At 64.9% G+C, this 16,367-nt stretch carries 14 protein-coding genes; 6 read left to right on the top strand and 8 right to left on the bottom strand.

What is annotated here, in order from left to right:
- Positions 1-577 precede the first annotated feature (577 nt).
- From etfB to JZZ72_RS23790, 6 genes are read right to left on the bottom strand one after another with little or no spacing between them, the layout of a single operon-like run.
- The gene (etfB, locus tag JZZ72_RS23815; RefSeq protein ID WP_043860354.1) at positions 578-1,348 is read right to left on the bottom strand and encodes an electron transfer flavoprotein subunit beta; all 771 of its coding nucleotides are present in this window, start codon (positions 1,346-1,348) and stop codon (positions 578-580) included.
- A 10-nt stretch (positions 1,349-1,358) separates the two neighbouring features.
- Positions 1,359-2,579 (bottom strand): electron transfer flavoprotein subunit alpha, encoded by a 1,221-nt coding sequence (gene etfA, locus JZZ72_RS23810; RefSeq protein ID WP_210015263.1) that lies wholly within the window; start codon positions 2,577-2,579, stop codon positions 1,359-1,361.
- Positions 2,576-4,525, bottom strand: coding sequence for a (Fe-S)-binding protein (dgcB, locus tag JZZ72_RS23805; RefSeq protein WP_210015262.1), 1,950 nt, complete (start codon positions 4,523-4,525; stop codon positions 2,576-2,578). The genes etfA and dgcB overlap by 4 nt, the downstream gene beginning before the upstream one ends.
- Positions 4,526-4,578: 53 nt before the next feature.
- Positions 4,579-6,639 (bottom strand): dimethylglycine demethylation protein DgcA, encoded by a 2,061-nt coding sequence (gene dgcA, locus JZZ72_RS23800; protein ID WP_043860357.1) that lies wholly within the window; start codon positions 6,637-6,639, stop codon positions 4,579-4,581.
- 15 nt (positions 6,640-6,654) lie between these two features.
- A complete protein-coding gene (locus JZZ72_RS23795) occupies positions 6,655-7,185 on the bottom strand; it encodes a 4-vinyl reductase (protein ID WP_054916693.1) in 531 nt (176 codons plus the stop codon).
- A 51-nt stretch (positions 7,186-7,236) separates the two neighbouring features.
- Positions 7,237-8,214, bottom strand: a complete 978-nt coding sequence (locus JZZ72_RS23790) for a dipeptidase (RefSeq protein WP_210015261.1) — start codon at positions 8,212-8,214, stop codon at positions 7,237-7,239.
- 266 nt (positions 8,215-8,480) lie between these two features.
- On the opposite strand from JZZ72_RS23790, the gene JZZ72_RS23785 reads away from it, so the two are divergent.
- From JZZ72_RS23785 to JZZ72_RS23775, 3 genes are all read left to right on the top strand, one after another.
- On the top strand, positions 8,481-8,891 hold the full coding sequence (locus JZZ72_RS23785; RefSeq protein WP_088514261.1) for a lysozyme inhibitor LprI family protein: 411 nt from the start codon (positions 8,481-8,483) through the stop codon (positions 8,889-8,891).
- A gap of 8 nt (positions 8,892-8,899) precedes the next feature.
- Positions 8,900-9,319 carry a DUF3010 family protein gene (locus tag JZZ72_RS23780; protein ID WP_043860360.1) on the top strand — a complete coding sequence of 140 codons (420 nt, stop codon included), beginning with the start codon at positions 8,900-8,902 and terminating at the stop codon, positions 9,317-9,319.
- Between the two features lie 130 nt (positions 9,320-9,449).
- Positions 9,450-9,710: a hypothetical protein gene (locus tag JZZ72_RS23775; RefSeq protein ID WP_043860361.1), complete on the top strand. Its 261-nt coding sequence runs from the start codon at positions 9,450-9,452 to the stop codon at positions 9,708-9,710.
- A gap of 102 nt (positions 9,711-9,812) precedes the next feature.
- Here JZZ72_RS23775 and gbdR read toward each other — a convergent pair whose 3' ends face one another.
- Positions 9,813-10,916 carry a choline metabolism transcriptional regulator GbdR gene (gbdR, locus tag JZZ72_RS23770; protein WP_043860362.1) on the bottom strand — a complete coding sequence of 368 codons (1,104 nt, stop codon included), beginning with the start codon at positions 10,914-10,916 and terminating at the stop codon, positions 9,813-9,815.
- 393 nt (positions 10,917-11,309) lie between these two features.
- Positions 11,310-12,686 carry an L-serine ammonia-lyase gene (locus JZZ72_RS23765; RefSeq protein ID WP_054916697.1) on the bottom strand — a complete coding sequence of 459 codons (1,377 nt, stop codon included), beginning with the start codon at positions 12,684-12,686 and terminating at the stop codon, positions 11,310-11,312.
- Positions 12,687-13,036: 350 nt separating this feature from the next.
- On the opposite strand from JZZ72_RS23765, the gene JZZ72_RS23760 reads away from it, so the two are divergent.
- From JZZ72_RS23760 to choV, 3 genes are all read left to right on the top strand, one after another.
- Positions 13,037-13,984 (top strand): choline ABC transporter substrate-binding protein, encoded by a 948-nt coding sequence (locus JZZ72_RS23760; RefSeq protein ID WP_043860364.1) that lies wholly within the window; start codon positions 13,037-13,039, stop codon positions 13,982-13,984.
- 70 nt (positions 13,985-14,054) lie between these two features.
- Positions 14,055-14,903: a choline ABC transporter permease subunit gene (choW, locus tag JZZ72_RS23755; RefSeq protein ID WP_173925098.1), complete on the top strand. Its 849-nt coding sequence runs from the start codon at positions 14,055-14,057 to the stop codon at positions 14,901-14,903.
- Entirely contained in the window at positions 14,900-16,078 is a 1,179-nt protein-coding gene (gene choV, locus JZZ72_RS23750; protein WP_043860366.1) for a choline ABC transporter ATP-binding protein, read from the top strand. Before choW ends, choV begins: the two co-directional genes overlap by 4 nt.
- Positions 16,079-16,367 lie beyond the last annotated feature (289 nt).

Raw genomic sequence — 16,367 nt, 5'->3', positions numbered from 1 at the left:
GCCCCTACTGCCCCATACCTACTCCACCAACACTTTATCCACAGCCACACCCACAGCAATTGTGGGCAACCCTTGTGGAAAACTTCCGCCCAGCGCCCTTCAATCCACAGCGTGCAATAGATCAAAAAGTGATCAAACCTCTGTAAGCCTTTGAATACGTGGCCCCCAGCACTGCACGAACACCTTATCCACAAAGCCGCCAACAGACTTTGTGTGCAAGTAGCCCTCTTTGCAAAACCCATGTGGATAAACCGCCGAAACCCCCGATTTTCGCTGCCGCGTGAGTATTTCGTGGTGGATTGACGAGGTTTTGTGCGTTTTTTGATCAAATAGCTGAACACCTTTAATCACGTGGCCTGCAGCCATGTCCGAACAGATTATCCACAGAGCCGCCAACAAGGATTGTGAGCAAAACTGCCGTCTCGCTGGACGACGGGCATGAAAAAAACCGCGAAAAATTCGCGGCGTGTATTGATCACTATTTGAACAATAGCCTGCAGGCCACGGTTGACGTGGCCTGCAGCCATAGGCAAACACTTTATCCACAGAACCGCCAACAGACTTTGTGCACAACCCTTCAGCGCAGCACACCCTCCTCCACCAACAGCTTCAAGATCGCCTCGGCGCCTTCGCTCGGGGTCACGCCCTTGAGTACCTGTCCACCGCCGCCACTGGCCTTCGCCGTGGCGGCTTTCATGCGGTCGGCACCGCTCTTGGCCTTGATCACCTTGAGGCGTTTGGGCCGGGGTCTGGCCGGCTGCAATACAGCATCTGTGAATAACTCGTCCTCCACCACCGCCACCTCATGGGCCGCCAACAGCCCGCGTTGCGCCGGCCCATAGGCGCTCTGGCGCGGCACCGGCGCGGCGTTATCCACAGTGGCGAGCATCGGCAGGCGCACGCTCAGGCGACGCCGCTGCCCCCGTGGCAGGGCCTGCAGCACCTGGGCCACGCCATTGTGGATGGATTCCACCTGCGCCAGCCCCACCACCAGCGGCCAACCCAGGCGCTCGGCCAGCAGAAACGGCAGCATGCCCGAGCCTTCGCCGGTTTCGGCCTGGCTGCCGCTAAGCACCAACTGCGCCCCCGCCTCGCGCAGGTAGTCGCCGAGCACGCCCAGCACATCGGCGCCTGCGGGCTGCTGCAACACGTCCAGCTGCGCCAGCCCCATGCCCAGGTACGCGCGCAGCGCAGGCTCGTGCGGGTCGCCGGCATGCAGCACCTGCAGGTTATCCCCAGCCAATTGCAACCCCAGTTCCACAGCCCGCGCATCCTGTTCGGCGCGGCGCATGCGCCCCGAGGTGGGGTGGGCGCCGATCGAGACCAGGCTGATGACCTTGGTGTTCATGAATGCCCCCTCAGGCCGCATCGCGCCGGGCGCTGTTGCGATAGTTGTCCACAGCCTCGATCAGCGCCTGCAAAATCGCCGCGCTGTCGCCGATGACCGCCAGGTCGGCACGCTTGATCATGTCGCAGCCGGGGTCCAGGTTGATCGCCACCACCTTGTCGCAGGCACCGATGCCCTGCAGATGCTGGATCGCCCCGGAGATACCCACAGCCACATATACCCGCGCCGTGACCCAGGTACCGGTGGCCCCCACCTGGCGATTGCGCGGCATGAAGCCATCGTCCACCGCCACCCGCGAGGCCCCTTCGGTGGCCCCCAGCGCGACGGTGGCCCTGTGGAAAAGTGCCCAGTCCTTGACCCCGTTGCCGCCCGAGAGGATGAATTCGGCCTCGGCCATGGCGATGGTGGCCGGGTCCACCGGCACCGGGCCGAGGTCTTCGATACGCGCCAGGCTGCGCGCCGCGCCTGTGGACAACTCCACCGGCAGGGCTTCATGGCGGGTTTCGCTGACCGGCTCGGCACATTCGGCCGCCGCCAGGATCAGGCGCGCCAGCCCGCGTACCAGGTCCTGCTGGCCAGCCCCGGCGCGCCCGCTGCACAGCCCGTCCTTGACCTGCCACACCCGCGTGGCCGGGCGCTCGCCCAGCGCCGCGGCAAGGCGCCGGCCCAGCTCGCCGCCACCGCTGCGGCTGTCGGGCAGCAGCCAGTGGCGCGGGTTGAACTGGTTATCCACAGCCCGCAGGCCCTGCACCCGCTGCTCCGGTGCATAACCTGCGAACGCGTCACCGTCGATCTGCAGCAGGCGGTCGACGCCGAACGTGCCGAAGGCGGTTTCCTTGTGCTCGCCAAACACCACTGCCAGCACCGCGCCGTCGCTGCCGGCCAGGCCGTGGGCCAGCCCGAGCACATCCCGGTCGTGGCTGCTCAGGCGCCCGCCGACCATGTCCGGCACCACCACGATGTAGAACGCCGGCACCGGCACCTGATGCAGCGGCACCAGCACCTCGGCGGCGGCGCTGCGCTTGCTCGTAGCGCCCTGGCTGGCGCCGCTGCGATCGATGCGCTTGATCCCATTGGGGCCGATGAAACCCACCGCATGCGGGTTCTTGCGCAGCACGCCATTGGGCCCCATCCACTGCGTCTGTTGGGCCTGCATGGCTGCGTGCAGCGGGTGCAGACGGTTGCGTGCAATCCACTCGGCACGCGGGTCACGCCGGATGATGTCGCTCATGGGTCCACCTGCGCAGGTTCTGGTTGGCTTGCTACCGGCGTGCTGGCAACCGTCGCTTCACGCAGCGCGTCGGCCACCAGCTCGGCCAGGTCCTTGATCTGCGGGCGTGGTTCGACCACGCCTTCGAGCATCGCGGTGCACTGCGGGCAGCCCACAGCCACCACCTCGGCGGCGGTCTCGCGGATGTCCTGCATGCGCATGTCGGGAATGCGCTGCTTGCCCGGAATGTCGGTGATCGGCGCTCCGCCACCGCCGCCGCAGCAACGCGAGCGAAAGCCGGAGCGCGCCATCTCGCGCACCTCTACGCCCAGCGCGCGCAGCACCTGGCGCGGCGCCTCGTACTCGCCGTTGTAGCGGCCCAGGTAGCACGGGTCGTGATAGGTCACGCTGGCGCCCTTGTGCGGCGCCAGGTCGAGGCGGCCGGCGGCGATCAATTCGGCGATGAAGCTGCTGTGATGCTGCACCTGGTAGTGCCCGCCCAGCGCGCCGTATTCGTTCTTCAGTACATGGAAGCTGTGCGGGTCGCAGGTGACGATGCGCGTGAAGCGGTACTGCGCCAGGGTCCGGATGTTGCGCCGGGCCAGTTGCTGGAAGGTGGCCTCGTCGCCCAGCCGGCGGGCCACGTCGCCGCTGTCGCGTTCCTCCAGGCCGAGCACGGCAAAGCCTACATTGGCCGCCCTGAGCACCTTGACGAAGGCGCGCAGGGTGCGCTGGTTGCGCATGTCGAAGGCGCCGTCACCCACCCACAACAGCACGTCGGTGCCGTGCACCTCGCCCAGCACCTCGAGGTCGAGGTCGGCGGCCCAGTTCATGCGCCCGCCCGGGGCGAAGCCGCCGGGGTTGTCGGTGGCGATCAGGTTGTCCAGCACCTCGGCGCCCTTGTTCGGCGTGGCGCCTTTTTCCAGGGTCAGGTGGCGACGCATGTCGACGATCGCATCCACGTGCTCGATCATCATCGGGCACTCTTCCACGCACGCCCGACAAGTGGTGCACGACCACAGCGTGTCGGCATCCACCAGGCCGTCGACGATCGGCTGGTGCGGGTTGCCGCCGTGCTCGCCGAGCGGTTTGCCGGGGTACGGGCTGCCGGCAAACTTCGCATCGGTGCCCCCCGCCAGGCCCACCACCATGTCCTGGATGAGTTTTTTCGGGTTCAGTGGCTGGCCGGCGGCGAACGCCGGGCACGCGGCCTCGCATTTGCCGCATTGCACGCAGGCGTCGAAGCCAAGCAACTGGTTCCAGGTGAAGTCCCTGGGTTTTTCCACACCCAGCGGTGCGTTCGGGTCTTGCAGATCCAGCGGCTTGAGCCCGGTGGAGCGTCCGCCGCCGAAGCGTTCGGCGCGCCGGTGCCAGGCCAGGTGCAGGGCACCGGCGAAGGCGTGCTTCATCGGCCCGCCCCAGGTCATGCCGAAGAACAGCTCGCTCACACCCCACAGCACGCCCAGCCCGAGCAAGGCCACCAGCACCCATCCACCGGTACCTTCGGGCAGGATACCGGCTACCGGCAGGGTGGCGATGAAGAAGCTGGCGGAAAACACCAGCAGGCTTTTCGGCAGGCGCATCCACGGGCCTCTGGACAGGCGCGCGGGCGGGTTCAGCCGGCGCCTGTAGACGAACAGCGCACCGCCGAACATCAAGGCGGTGGCCACCAGCAGGGCGTAGCCAAGGAAGCGGTTGTGCAGGCCGAAACCGTGCACCAGGATCGCCAGTACGGCGGCCAGCACGAAGCCGCCGGCGGTGGCGACGTGGGTGTTGGCCATGTACCTGTCGCGGGCGACCACATGGTGCAGGTCGACCATGTACCGGCGTGGCATGGCCAGCAGGCCCTTGAGCAGCTCGACCCGCGATGGCCGGCCTTGGCGCCACATCCGCACGCGCCGCAGCGCGCCGAGCACGGCCAGGCCGAGGGCGGCGAACAGCAGCAGGGGTAGCAGGGTGTTCAACATGGGAAGCTCCCACAAAAAGCCCGAGCGACCGGGACAATCGGTTCACAGAGCGATCAGAAATCCTTGCACAGGCGCAAGGCGTCGTAGATCGCCGCATGGGTGTTGCGCTGCGCCACGCAATCGCCGATCCGGTACAGCAGGTACCCCTCCCCCGGCTGGCTCAATATCGGCTGCGGCTCAATCGCGAACAGCGCCTCCACATCGATCTGGCCCTTGTTGCGCGAGCCCTCCTTGAGTGCGTAGTACAGGGTCTCGTCGGGGCGCACACCGTTCTCGATCACCACCTGGTCGACCACCCGCTCCTCCCGTGCCCCGGTGTATTCGTTCTCCAGCACTGCCACCAGCTTGTCGCCCTCGCGGTAGACCTTCTCCAGCATCAGGTCGCCGGTCATGATCACTTCCTTGGGGTACATGCTGCGGTAGTAGGTGGGGAACGAGGTGCCGCCAATCGCCACTCCCGGCTTGATGTCGTCGGTGACGATCTCCACCTGGCTGCCCTTGTCGGCCAGAAAATCCGCCACCGACATGCCGGTGAATTCGCAGATGGTGTCGTACACCAGCGCGGTCTTGCCCGGCGCCACCGTGCCGTCGAGCACGTCCCAGCTGCTGACCACCAGGCCCTCGGCCGCGCCCCAGTGCTCGTTCTGCTCGATGAACGGGTGCCCGCCCACCGCCAGCACCACCACGTCGGGGCGCAGGTCCATGAGGGTGTCGACGTCCGCCGCCGTACCCAGGCGCAGGTCGACCTTCAGCCGCGCCAGCTCCAGCTGGTACCAGCGCGTGATGCCGGCGATCTGGTCGCGTTGCGGAGCCTTGGCGGCGATGCTGATCTGCCCGCCGATCGCCTCCTTCTTCTCGAACAGGGTCACGTCATGCCCGCGCTCGGCCGCCACCCGCGCCGCCTCCATGCCGGCCGGGCCGGCACCGACCACCACCACCTTGCGTCTGGGGCCGGTGGATTTCTCGATGATGTGCGGCACGCCCATGTATTCCCGCGAGGTAGCGGCGTTCTGGATGCACAGCACGTCCAGGCCCTGGTACTGGCGGTCGATGCAGTAGTTGGCGCCCACGCACTGCTTGATCTGGTCGATCTGGCCCATCTTGATCTTGGCGATAAGGTGCGGGTCGGCGATGTGCGCGCGGGTCATGCCGACCATGTCCACGTAGCCGCCCTCCAGAATGCGCGTGGCCTGGTTGGGGTCCTTGATGTTCTGCGCGTGCATCACCGGCACGCTCACCACCTCCTTGATGCCCGCCGCCAGGTGCAGGAACGGCTCGGGCGGGAAGCTCATGTTGGGGATCACGTTGGCCAGGGTGTTGTGGGTGTCGCAGCCCGAGCCGATCACGCCGAAGAAGTCCAGCATGCCGGTGGCGTCGTAGTACCTGGCGATCTCCTTCATGTCCTCGTGGCTGAGGCCGTCGGGGTGGAACTCGTCACCGCAGATGCGCATGCCCACGCAGAAGTCGGGGCCGACTTCCTCGCGCACCGCCTTGAGCACTTCCAGGCCGAAGCGCATGCGGTTCTCGAAGCTGCCGCCCCATTCATCGGTGCGCTTGTTGACCCGCGGGCTCCAGAACTGGTCGATCATGTGCTGGTGCACTGCCGACAGTTCCACCCCGTCCAGCCCGCCTTCCTTGGCGCGGCGCGCGGCCTGCGCGTAGTTGCCGATCACGCGCCAGATCTCCTCCGGCTCGATGGTCTTGCAGGTGGCGCGGTGCACCGGTTCGCGGATGCCCGAGGGCGACATCAGGGTCGGCCAGTGATAGCCGTCCCAGCGCGAGCGCCGGCCCATGTGGGTAATCTGGATCATGATCTTGGCGCCGTGCTTGTGCATGGCGTCGGCCAGGTTCTGGAAGTGCGGGATGATGCGGTCGGTGGCCAGGTTGACCGAGGCCCACCACTGCTGCGGGCTGTCGATGGCCACTACCGACGAACCACCGCAGATGGCCAGGCCGATACCGCCTTTGGCCTTCTCTTCGTAGTACTTCACGTAGCGCTCGGTGGTCATGCCGCCGTCGGTGGCGTACACCTCGGCGTGTGCGGTGCTCAGTACCCGGTTGCGGATGGTCAGCTTGCCGATCTGCAGCGGCTGGAACATTGCTTCGAAAGCCATGGCGGGTTCCTCGACTTACAGGGGCTTGACGATGAACAGGCCGTCGTCGTGGCCGTGTTCCGAACCGCCGTAGACCTGCTCGGCGACCGTGCGAAGGGGGCTGCCGCGGGCCGCCAGGATCTGGTCCATGGCGCCGGCGAACCAGCCGGTGAACATGTAGTCGACCTTGCGCCCGACCTTGCCGTACACATAGACGAAGGCCGAGTGTTCGAGCCTGACGCTGGCGGTACCTCTGTCGAGGTCGATGTCCTGGATCGTGAACAGCCCCCAGCCGCGTTGCGACAGGCGCTTCATGTAGTGCTCGAACACCGCCACGCCCTGCAGGCCGTGGCATTCGGCCTCCTTCTCGCACCAGTGCCAGGCCGACTTGTAGCCGGCCTTGTACAGAATCTCGGCGTAGGCGTCGGCGCCCAGCACCTCTTCGATGCCCATGTGGTTGTTGACGAAGAAATGCCGCGGCACGTACAGCATCGGCAGCGCGTCGCTGGTCCACACACCGGTTTCGCTGTCGACTTCGATGGGCAATTGCGGGGCGATCTTGGCCATGGAAACTGAACTCCATAAAAGAAAAAGGATGCGGCTGGGTGAGGCGTGGGGTTACTCGCCCCAGACGTCTTTCAGGACATTGACCCAGTTCTCGCCCATGATCTTGCGCACCACCCGCTCGGGGTGGCCGCGCTTGAGCAGGGTTTCGGTGAGGTTGGGAAATTCGCCCACGGTGCGGATGCCCAGCGGGTTGATGATCTTGCCGAAGCTGGTGAGGCGGCGCGCATAGCCCTTGTCGTGGGTCAGGTACTCGAAGAAGTCCTGGCCGTGGCCCTGGGTGAAGTCGGTGCCGATGCCGATGGCGTCTTCACCCACCAGGTTCATGGTGTATTCGATGGCCTCGGCGTAGTCGTCGATGGTCGCGTCGATACCCTTGGCCAGAAACGGCGCGAACATGGTCACGCCGACAAAGCCGCCATGGTCGGCGATGAACTTCAACTCGGCATCGGACTTGTTGCGCGGGTGCTCCTTGAGCCCGGAGGGCAGGCAGTGGGAATAGCACACCGGTTTTTTCGATTCGAGGATGACTTCCTCGCTGGTTCGGGAGCCGACGTGGGACAGGTCGCACATGACCCCCACGCGGTTCATCTCGGCGACGACTTCGCGACCGAAGCCGGACAACCCGCCGTCGCGCTCATAGCAGCCGGTACCCACCAGGTTCTGGGTGTTGTAGCACATCTGCACGATGCCCACGCCCAGCTGCTTGAAGATCTCCACGTAGCCGAGCTGGTCCTCGAAGGCATGGGCGTTCTGGAAGCCGAAGAGGATGCCGGTCTTGCCCTGCTCCTTGGCCTTGCGGATGTCGGCGGTAGTGCGTACCGGCAGTACCAAGTCGCTGTTTTCGCGAATCAGCTTCTGGCTGGCGACGATGCTGTTGATGGTGGCCTGAAAGCCCTCCCACACCGAGACAGTGCAGTTGGCGGCAGTGAGGCCGCCCTTGCGCATGTCCTCGAACAGCTCGCGGTTCCACTTGGCGATGATCAGCCCGTCGATAACGATGCTGTCTGCGTGCAATTCGGCCGGGCTCATCAGGCTGTCCCCTTGTATGACGTTGCGGCGCCGAATCGTCTGCCGGCGCTTTGGGGCCAGCATATGCCTAGGCGCCAGGTCGCCAGGATGCAAAAACGACAGGGGAATTGCCGAAAACGTCAAGGTGCGACAAAGGGCCCGGGCGGCACCCGTCGGGAAGGTGCCGAACAGTGCCGACCATTGCCCGCTCGCCATGCTGTTCTTTGCTACGGTGCTTTGCGAGAATCGCGGATCCTTTACGCGCACCCTGGTGGGAGACTCTGTAGATGAAATCGCTGGTATGGCTTGTGCTTGCGGCTGTGGCGCTGGGCGCACAGGCCGAGGAAAGTGACGCTCCCACCCCGTGCGACAACGTCGAGACGGCCCAGCAGAACTACGCCTGCGCCGCCTACAGCCGTACGGTTGCCGAACGCGAGCTGAACGCCGCCTTCGGCGATCTGCTCGAACGCATCAAGGAACAGTATGCCGGCCAGGGTGCGAAGATCACCGAACTGAGCAACCGCCTGAACGCCGCCCAGAACCTGTGGAAGCAAGTACGCGACGCCGACTGCAAGGTCGAGACCTTCGACAGCACACCGGGCAAGGAGTACGACGCCGCACTGAACACCTGCCTGGCGCAACGCAGCGACGACCGCTCCGAATACCTGCAGTCCCTTGGCCTGCAAAACTCCGATTGAGGCACCCCATGAAAATCTGCGGCATCGAAATCAAGGGCAGCGAAGCCCTGCTGGCCGTGGCCAGCCTGGACGCCGGCCAGCCCGTGCACGTTGGCGTGGCCACCAAGAAGATCGGCCTGGAGGATGACGAGGATGCCGCCCAGGTAAAGGCATTCGCCGCACAGGTCAGAGCCTTTGTCAGCGAGCATGGCATCGGGCAATTGGCGATCAAGAAGCGCAGCAAGAAAGGCGACTTTGCCGGCGGCCCGACCACCTTCAAGATCGAGGGCGTGCTGCAGTTGCTGGACAACTGCACGGTGGAGCTGGTGTCGCCGCAGACCGTCAGCGCCCAGGCCAAGAAGCACAATCTCGAGCTGCCGGGAACGCTGAACAAGTATCAGCATGAGGCCTACAAGAGCGCCTGTGCGGCGCTGCTCAAGCGCGGCTGAGGGCGCCTGCGCACGTCACTGATCTAGCCAAAAACGACCTGTTCATAGGTATGCCGGCCATGCCCCTTGTCGCCACCGCGCAGCGCTCCCAGAATCGGGGCACCCTTCGCCTCGAACAAGGACAACCGCCATGATGCACGCCGATTTGATCGATCAGGACGACCTGCTGGGCCAACTGCGCGCCCTGGGCTTCGAGATGCCTGCCGGCGCCAGCGCCGAGCAGGCCTGCGAATGTGCGGTACGCGGCTTGAGCGCGGAACGCGCCCGGGCCCTGCGCGGCCTGGTGGAGCAGTTGTACACCGGCAGCGCGACGATCCTCCCGGCGGTGCGCCAGGCGATCGACAAGCAGTTGCTGCCGGCGCTGGCGAACCACAAAAGCCTTCACGGTTGACCCCATCGCGGGTCAAGCCCGCTCCCACAGGCGCTTCACTGCCCTTCAGAGCAGCGATGTACCGGTGGGAGCGGGCTTGACCTGCGATGCGGTCGGCCTGGTCTACAGCCTCACACTGGCAAACGTCGACTCATTGCGCGCCTGACTCAGCGCCGACATCGGCCCGGCCAGCGGCGACAGCACCAGCGCCTGCGGCAGCGGCATCATCGCCACCTGCTGGGCCGTGTTCGAGCCTACCCGCTCATCACGCGGCGGTATCCCGAAGTATTCCCGGTAGCACTTGGAAAAGTGCGGCGTGGACACGAACCCGCACACCGACGCCACCTCGATGATCGACATCGGCGTCTGCTTGAGCAGCTGCCGCGCACGAATCAGCCGCAGCTTCAGGTAATAGCGCGACGGCGAACAATGCAGGTACTTCTGGAACAACCGCTCCAGCTGACGCCGCGACACCGCCACGTACACCGCCAGTTCGTCCAGGTCGATCGGCTCTTCGAGGTTGGCCTCCATCAGCGCCACGATTTCCTGCAGCTTGGGCTGGTTGGTACCGAGCATGTGCTTGAGCGGCACGCGCTGGTGGTCCTGCTCGTTGCGGATGCGCTCGTACACGAACATCTCCGAGATCGCCGCCGACAGCTCGCGGCCATGATCGCGGCTGATCAGGTGCAGCATCATGTCCAGCGGCGCGGTGCCGCCCGAGCTGGTGAAGCGGTTGCGGTCCAGGGTAAACAGGCGCGTGCTCATGCTCACCCGCGGGAAGGCCTCCTGCATCGCGGCCAGGCACTCCCAGTGCACGCTGCAATCGAAGCCATCGAGCAGCCCCGCACAGGCCAGAGCCCAGCTGCCGGTACACACCGCCCCCAGCCGACGCGACTGGCGGGCCTGGCTCTGCAGCCAGGTCACATGTTCACGGGTCACGGTGCGCTGGATGCCGATGCCGCCACACACGATCACGGTGTCCATCGCCGGCGCCGCGTGCATCGCCGAATCGGGAGTGATCTGCAGGCCGTCGCTGGCCCACACCTGACCGCCATCCACGCTCAGGGTGCTCCAGCGATACAGCTCGCGACCCGACAACTGGTTGGCCATGCGCAGCGGCTCGACCGCAGAGGCCAGGGAGATCAGCGTGAAGTTGTCCAGCAGCAGGAAACCGATGGATTGGGGGGTGCGGTTCTGGTTTGGGGTTGCGGAGTTGTACGACGTCATCGCGATCTCTCCTCACACAATGCAGGGTGTGCCTCAGGCTCGGGCTTTTTGTCATGGCCCCGGTTCGATTGCAGGGGCTTTGCCAAACCCAACGCAAATGCCATGCCCAAACTTGAATACGCATTCAACAACACCTGAAAACGACATCGCGATGTGTCTAGTTCGCCCACGCCCGCAGGGTCGCTTTTAAACGCAAAAGGCCGGGCCAAAGCCTGTCTGTAGTCCCGTTGTGAAATTGGGTAGCACTTGTGGGAAGGATGCCCAGAAACGACAACGCGCGGTGTCACCGCGCGTGCTGGAAGGGGTGGCGTGGCCAGTGAATCGCCATCGGCCGGGGTGCGTCAAAACGCAGCGCTCGCTCAAGGTAGTGGACCAAAACGGCGCAGCCACGCCTCAGCATTCGATGGCGTTCACCGCCAGGCCGCCGCGAGAGGTTTCCTTGTACTTGTCGTGCATGTCGGCGCCGGTGTCGCGCATGGTGCGGATCACCCGGTCGAGGGAGATGAAGTGCTCGCCGTCACCGCGCAAGGCCATCTGCGCGGCGTTGATCGCCTTGACCGCGGCAATCGCGTTGCGCTCGATGCATGGCACCTGCACCAGCCCGCCAACCGGATCGCAGGTCAGCCCCAGGTTGTGTTCCAGGCCGATCTCGGCGGCGTTCTCAAGTTGCGCCGGGGTGGCCCCGAGCACTTCGGCCAGGCCCGCCGCCGCCATTGCGCAGGCCGAGCCGACCTCGCCCTGGCAGCCGACTTCGGCGCCGGAGATCGACGCGTTCTTCTTGCACAGGATGCCCACCGCCGCCGCGCCCAGAAAGAAGTCCACCACGCTGGCTTCGCTGACCTCGTCGCTGAAGCGCATGTAGTAGTGCAGCACCGCCGGGATGATGCCTGCCGCGCCGTTGGTGGGGGCGGTGACCATGCGCCCGCCTGCGGCATTTTCCTCGTTGACCGCCAGCGCATACAGGTTGACCCACTCCATGGCACTGAGGGTGGAGCCGATCACGTTGGGCTTGCCCAGCTCCTGCAGGCTGCGGTGCAGGCGTGCCGCGCGGCGGCGCACATTGAGCCCGCCCGGCAGGATGCCCTCGTGGCGCAGGCCGTTTTCGACACAGGCCTGCATGGCCCGCCACAGGGTCATGAGCCCGGCACGGATTTCAGCCTCGCTGCGCCACACCTTTTCGTTCTCCAGCATCAGTTGCGACACGCGCAGGTCGTGCTGCCGGCACAAATCCAGCAGTTCCACGGCACTGTTGAAGTCGTAGGGCAGCACGGTGGTGTCGGCGTCCAGCACACCGCTGGCCGCCTGCGCCGCGTCCACCACGAAGCCGCCGCCCACCGAGTAGTAGGTATCGCGGTGCAGCTCGCCCTGCTCGCCCTCGGCGATCAGGGTCAGGGCGTTGGGGTGGTACGGCAGGTTCTCGTCCAGCAGGCGCATGTCGCGGGCCCAGACGAAGCCGACCGGCCAGCGTCCGTCCAGCAGCAGGCTGTCGGTTTCGCGCAGCGTGGCGATGCGCGGGGCGATCTGCGCCGGGTCGATGGCGTCCGGCCATTCGCCCATCAGGCCCATGATCACCGCGTTGTCACTGCCGTGACCGATGCCGGTGGCCGACAGCGAGCCGTACAGGCGCACCTCGATACGCCGCACCCGGGCCAGCAGGTTGCGCTCGCGCAGCCCCTGCACGAACAGCGCCGCGGCGCGCATCGGGCCGACGGTGTGCGAGCTTGAAGGGCCGACACCGATCTTGAACAGGTCGAACACACTGATGGCCATGCCGCGTACCTCTGGCTGCTACGCTGAAAAGGCGGCAATCCGCCGGTTTCGCGCATCATCAGGCTTTTGTCAGCGACCACGACGTCTGCAACCGACGCGCTCTTGTCCAGCAGCGCCGCCCGTTGCCAGGGCAGGACCTGCGCCGTTTTTTTGCGGTGCACATGCGCCAGAACCGCGTTTTTCGAGGCCGACGACACTGTAAGCGACCTCATTGGCACTGGATGCGACCCTGCCTGTACTGGATACGACGCACCCGGTAGGCGTTTGATTTTCGCTGTTAGATGATCGGTACCGACTCGATTGCACGGCCCCTGTCCCGTGGGACATCCGAAAAAAACCAGGAGTCCACCATGAAAGGTTCACCCCCGCTGTTGCTGGCCGCGCTGCTGAGCCTGCCGGCGCTGGCCCAGGCCGTGGAGCCCGAGCAGTGCCACACCGTCAACTTCTCCGACGTCGGCTGGACCGACATCACCGTGACCACTGCAGTCACCAGTGCGGTGCTCCAAGCGCTCGGCTACAAGACCCGCACCACCATGATCTCGGTACCGGTGACCTACAAGTCGCTGGCCGACGGCAAGAACATGGACGTGTTCCTCGGCAACTGGATGCCGACCATGGAAAACGACATCAAGCCGTACCGCGATGCCGGCACCGTCGAGACCGTGCGTGCCAACCTGGAGAATGCCAAGTACACCCTGGCCGTGCCCCAGGCGCTGTATGACAAGGGCCTGAAGAACTTCGCCGACATCGCGAAATTCAAGAAGGAGCTGGACGGCAAGATCTACGGCATCGAGCCGGGCAACGACGGCAACCGCACCATCCAGAGCATGATCGACAAGAATGCCTTCGGCTTGAAGGATGCCGGCTTCAAGGTAGTGGAGTCGAGCGAGGCCGGCATGCTCGCGCAAGTCGACCGTGCCCAGCGCCGTGGCACCGACGTGGTGTTCCTCGGCTGGGAACCGCACCCGATGAACACGCGCTTCAAGATGAAATACCTCGAAGGCGGCGACGACTTCTTCGGCCCCGACTACGGCAAGGCCACGGTGCTTACCAACACGCGCAAGGGCTACAGCCAGGAGTGCAGCAACGTCGGCCAGTTGCTCAAGAACCTCTCCTTCACCCTGGACATGGAAAGCACCCTTATGGGCAAGGTGCTCGACGACAAGGTCAAGCCCGACGCCGCCGCCAAGGCCTGGCTCAAGCAGAACCCGCAGGTGCTCGACACCTGGCTGGCCGGCGTGACCACCGTGGATGGCAAACCGGGCCTGGAGGCGGCCAAGGCCAAGCTGACGCAGTAAGCACGCCCCGCGCCGGGGGGCGATTGCCCGGCGCGGGTTGTTTCCAATCCCTTGCAGGTGGACGCTCGCTATCATGCTGATCGATCAAAAAATACCCCTGGGCCAGCACATCGCGGCCTTCGTCGAGTGGTTGACGCAACACGGCGCCAACTACTTCGACGCCTTCGCCGAGGCGCTGGAGTTCATGATTCACGGGGTGACCGGGGCGCTGACCTGGTTCAACCCATTCGTCCTGATTGCCCTGGTGGCCCTGATCGCTCACCTGATCCAGCGCAAATGGGCGCTCACCGTATTCTGCGCGCTGTCGTTCCTGCTGATTCTCAACCTCGGCTACTGGCAGGAAACCATGGAAACCCTGGCCCAGGTGCTGTTCGCCACCTTCGTGTGCGTGGCCATCGGCGTGCCGCTGGGCATCCTGGCGGCACACAAGCCGATGTTCTACACCGCCATGCGCCCGGTACTCGACCTGATGCAGACGGTGCCCACGTTCGTGTACCTGATCCCGACCCTGACCCTGTTCGGCCTGGGCGTGGTGCCGGGGCTGATCTCGACGGTGGTGTTCGCGATTGCCGCGCCCATCCGCCTGACCTACCTGGGCATCCGCGACGTGCCGCAGGAACTGCTGGATGCCGGCAAGGCGTTCGGCTGCTCGCGGCGCCAGCTGCTCTCGCGCATCGAACTGCCGCATGCCATGCCCAGCATCGCGGCGGGGGTCACCCAGTGCATCATGCTGTCGCTGTCGATGGTGGTGATCGCCGCGCTGGTGGGCGCCGATGGTCTGGGCAAACCGGTGGTCAACGCACTCAACACCGCCGATATCGCGCTGGGCTTCGAGGCGGGGCTGGCGATCGTGCTGCTGGCGATAATGCTCGACCGTATCTGCAAGCAACCGGACGCACCGGCAAGGAGTGAAGCATGAGCATCATTCGCTTCGAAGAGGTCGACGTGATCTTCTCGCGCCACCCGCGTGAGGCGCTCAGCCTGCTGGACCAGGGCCTCACGCGTGAACAGATCCTGAAGAAGACCGGTCTGGTGGTCGGCGTCGAGAAAGCCAGCCTGGACATCAACAAGGGCGAGATCTGCGTGCTGATGGGCCTGTCGGGTTCAGGCAAGTCGAGCCTGCTGCGCTGCATCAACGGCCTGAACACGGTGAGCCGCGGCAAGCTGTTCGTCGAGCATGAAGGCGCACAGATCGACATTGCCCACTGCACCCCGGCGGAGCTGAAGATGATGCGCACCCAGCGTATCGCCATGGTGTTCCAGAAGTTCGCCCTGATGCCCTGGCTGACGGTACGCGAGAACATCAGTTTCGGCCTGGAGATGCAGGGCCGGCCCGAGAAGGAGCGGCGCAAGCTGGTGGACGAGAAGCTCGAGCTGGTGGGCCTGACCCAGTGGCGCAACAAGAAGCCCGACGAGCTGTCGGGCGGCATGCAGCAGCGCGTGGGCCTGGCCCGGGCGCTGGCGATGGACGCCGACATCCTGCTGATGGACGAACCGTTCTCGGCGCTCGACCCGCTGATCCGCCAGGGCCTGCAGGACGAGCTGCTTGAGCTGCAACGCAAGCTGGCCAAGACCATCGTGTTCGTCAGCCATGACCTGGACGAGGCCCTAAAGCTCGGCAGCCGCATCGCGATCATGAAGGACGGGCGCATCATCCAGTACAGCAAGCCCGAGGAGATCGTGCTCAACCCGGCAGACGAGTATGTGCGTACCTTCGTCGCGCATACCAACCCGCTCAACGTGCTGTGCGGGCGCAGCCTGATGCGCACGCTGGACAAGTGCAAGCGCATCAACGGTTCGGTATGCCTGGACCCGGGGGGTGATTCTTGGCTGGACCTGGCCGAGGGCAACACCATCAGGGGCGCGCGCCAGGGCGTCAACGGCATGGCCTTGCAGAACTGGGCGCCCGGCGAGGCGGTGGAGGGGCTGGAGCGCAAGCCGACGCTGGTGAATGCCAATATCGGTATGCGCGAGGCGTTGCAGATTCGGTATCAGACGGGGAACAAGCTGGTGTTGCAGGAGGGGAATCAAGTGGTGGGGATATTGGGCGACAGCGAGCTGTATCACGCGTTGTTGGGCAAGAATCTGGGGTGAAGCGGATGGCTTCTTCGCCGGCAAGGTCAGCGCATGACTTGCCAGCGAGGGGGCCGTGAGGGCAAGACGTCGATATGAATTCTTTTTCTGGCAAGTTTGAACTGTGGGGCAGGGTTTTCAAGTTTGAAAGTAAAAACTGTCTATTCTCATGCTGACAGCCGCTTATGGTGGGGCGGTCATGGGGGGCGTAATTCTCGTATTGACGCTGTGGGGGCGTAGTAAAGGGTGCGATTTCCCAATTAATGACAATTCAATACTTAGCCCGCTTCCGAAAACACTGCTTCCATAA

The organism is Pseudomonas palmensis, assembly GCF_017848315.1.
Classification (GTDB): Bacteria; Pseudomonadota; Gammaproteobacteria; order Pseudomonadales; family Pseudomonadaceae; genus Aquipseudomonas; species Aquipseudomonas palmensis.
This window is presented reverse-complemented; position numbering and strand designations above follow the sequence as displayed.

Bases quoted from the DNA above. Each gene is read 5' to 3' on its own strand.
- etfB (WP_043860354.1), bottom strand. From the start codon at position 1,348: ATGAACACCAAGGTCATCAGCCTGGTCTCGATCGGCGCCCACCCCACC.
- etfA (WP_210015263.1), bottom strand. From the start codon at position 2,579: ATGAGCGACATCATCCGGCGTGACCCGCGTGCCGAGTGGATTGCACGC.
- dgcB (WP_210015262.1), bottom strand. From the start codon at position 4,525: ATGTTGAACACCCTGCTACCCCTGCTGCTGTTCGCCGCCCTCGGCCTG.
- dgcA (WP_043860357.1), bottom strand. From the start codon at position 6,639: ATGGCTTTCGAAGCAATGTTCCAGCCGCTGCAGATCGGCAAGCTGACC.
- JZZ72_RS23795 (WP_054916693.1), bottom strand. From the start codon at position 7,185: ATGGCCAAGATCGCCCCGCAATTGCCCATCGAAGTCGACAGCGAAACC.
- JZZ72_RS23790 (WP_210015261.1), bottom strand. From the start codon at position 8,214: ATGAGCCCGGCCGAATTGCACGCAGACAGCATCGTTATCGACGGGCTG.
- JZZ72_RS23785 (WP_088514261.1), top strand. From the start codon at position 8,481: ATGAAATCGCTGGTATGGCTTGTGCTTGCGGCTGTGGCGCTGGGCGCA.
- JZZ72_RS23780 (WP_043860360.1), top strand. From the start codon at position 8,900: ATGAAAATCTGCGGCATCGAAATCAAGGGCAGCGAAGCCCTGCTGGCC.
- JZZ72_RS23775 (WP_043860361.1), top strand. From the start codon at position 9,450: ATGATGCACGCCGATTTGATCGATCAGGACGACCTGCTGGGCCAACTG.
- gbdR (WP_043860362.1), bottom strand. From the start codon at position 10,916: ATGACGTCGTACAACTCCGCAACCCCAAACCAGAACCGCACCCCCCAA.
- JZZ72_RS23765 (WP_054916697.1), bottom strand. From the start codon at position 12,686: ATGGCCATCAGTGTGTTCGACCTGTTCAAGATCGGTGTCGGCCCTTCA.
- JZZ72_RS23760 (WP_043860364.1), top strand. From the start codon at position 13,037: ATGAAAGGTTCACCCCCGCTGTTGCTGGCCGCGCTGCTGAGCCTGCCG.
- choV (WP_043860366.1), top strand. From the start codon at position 14,900: ATGAGCATCATTCGCTTCGAAGAGGTCGACGTGATCTTCTCGCGCCAC.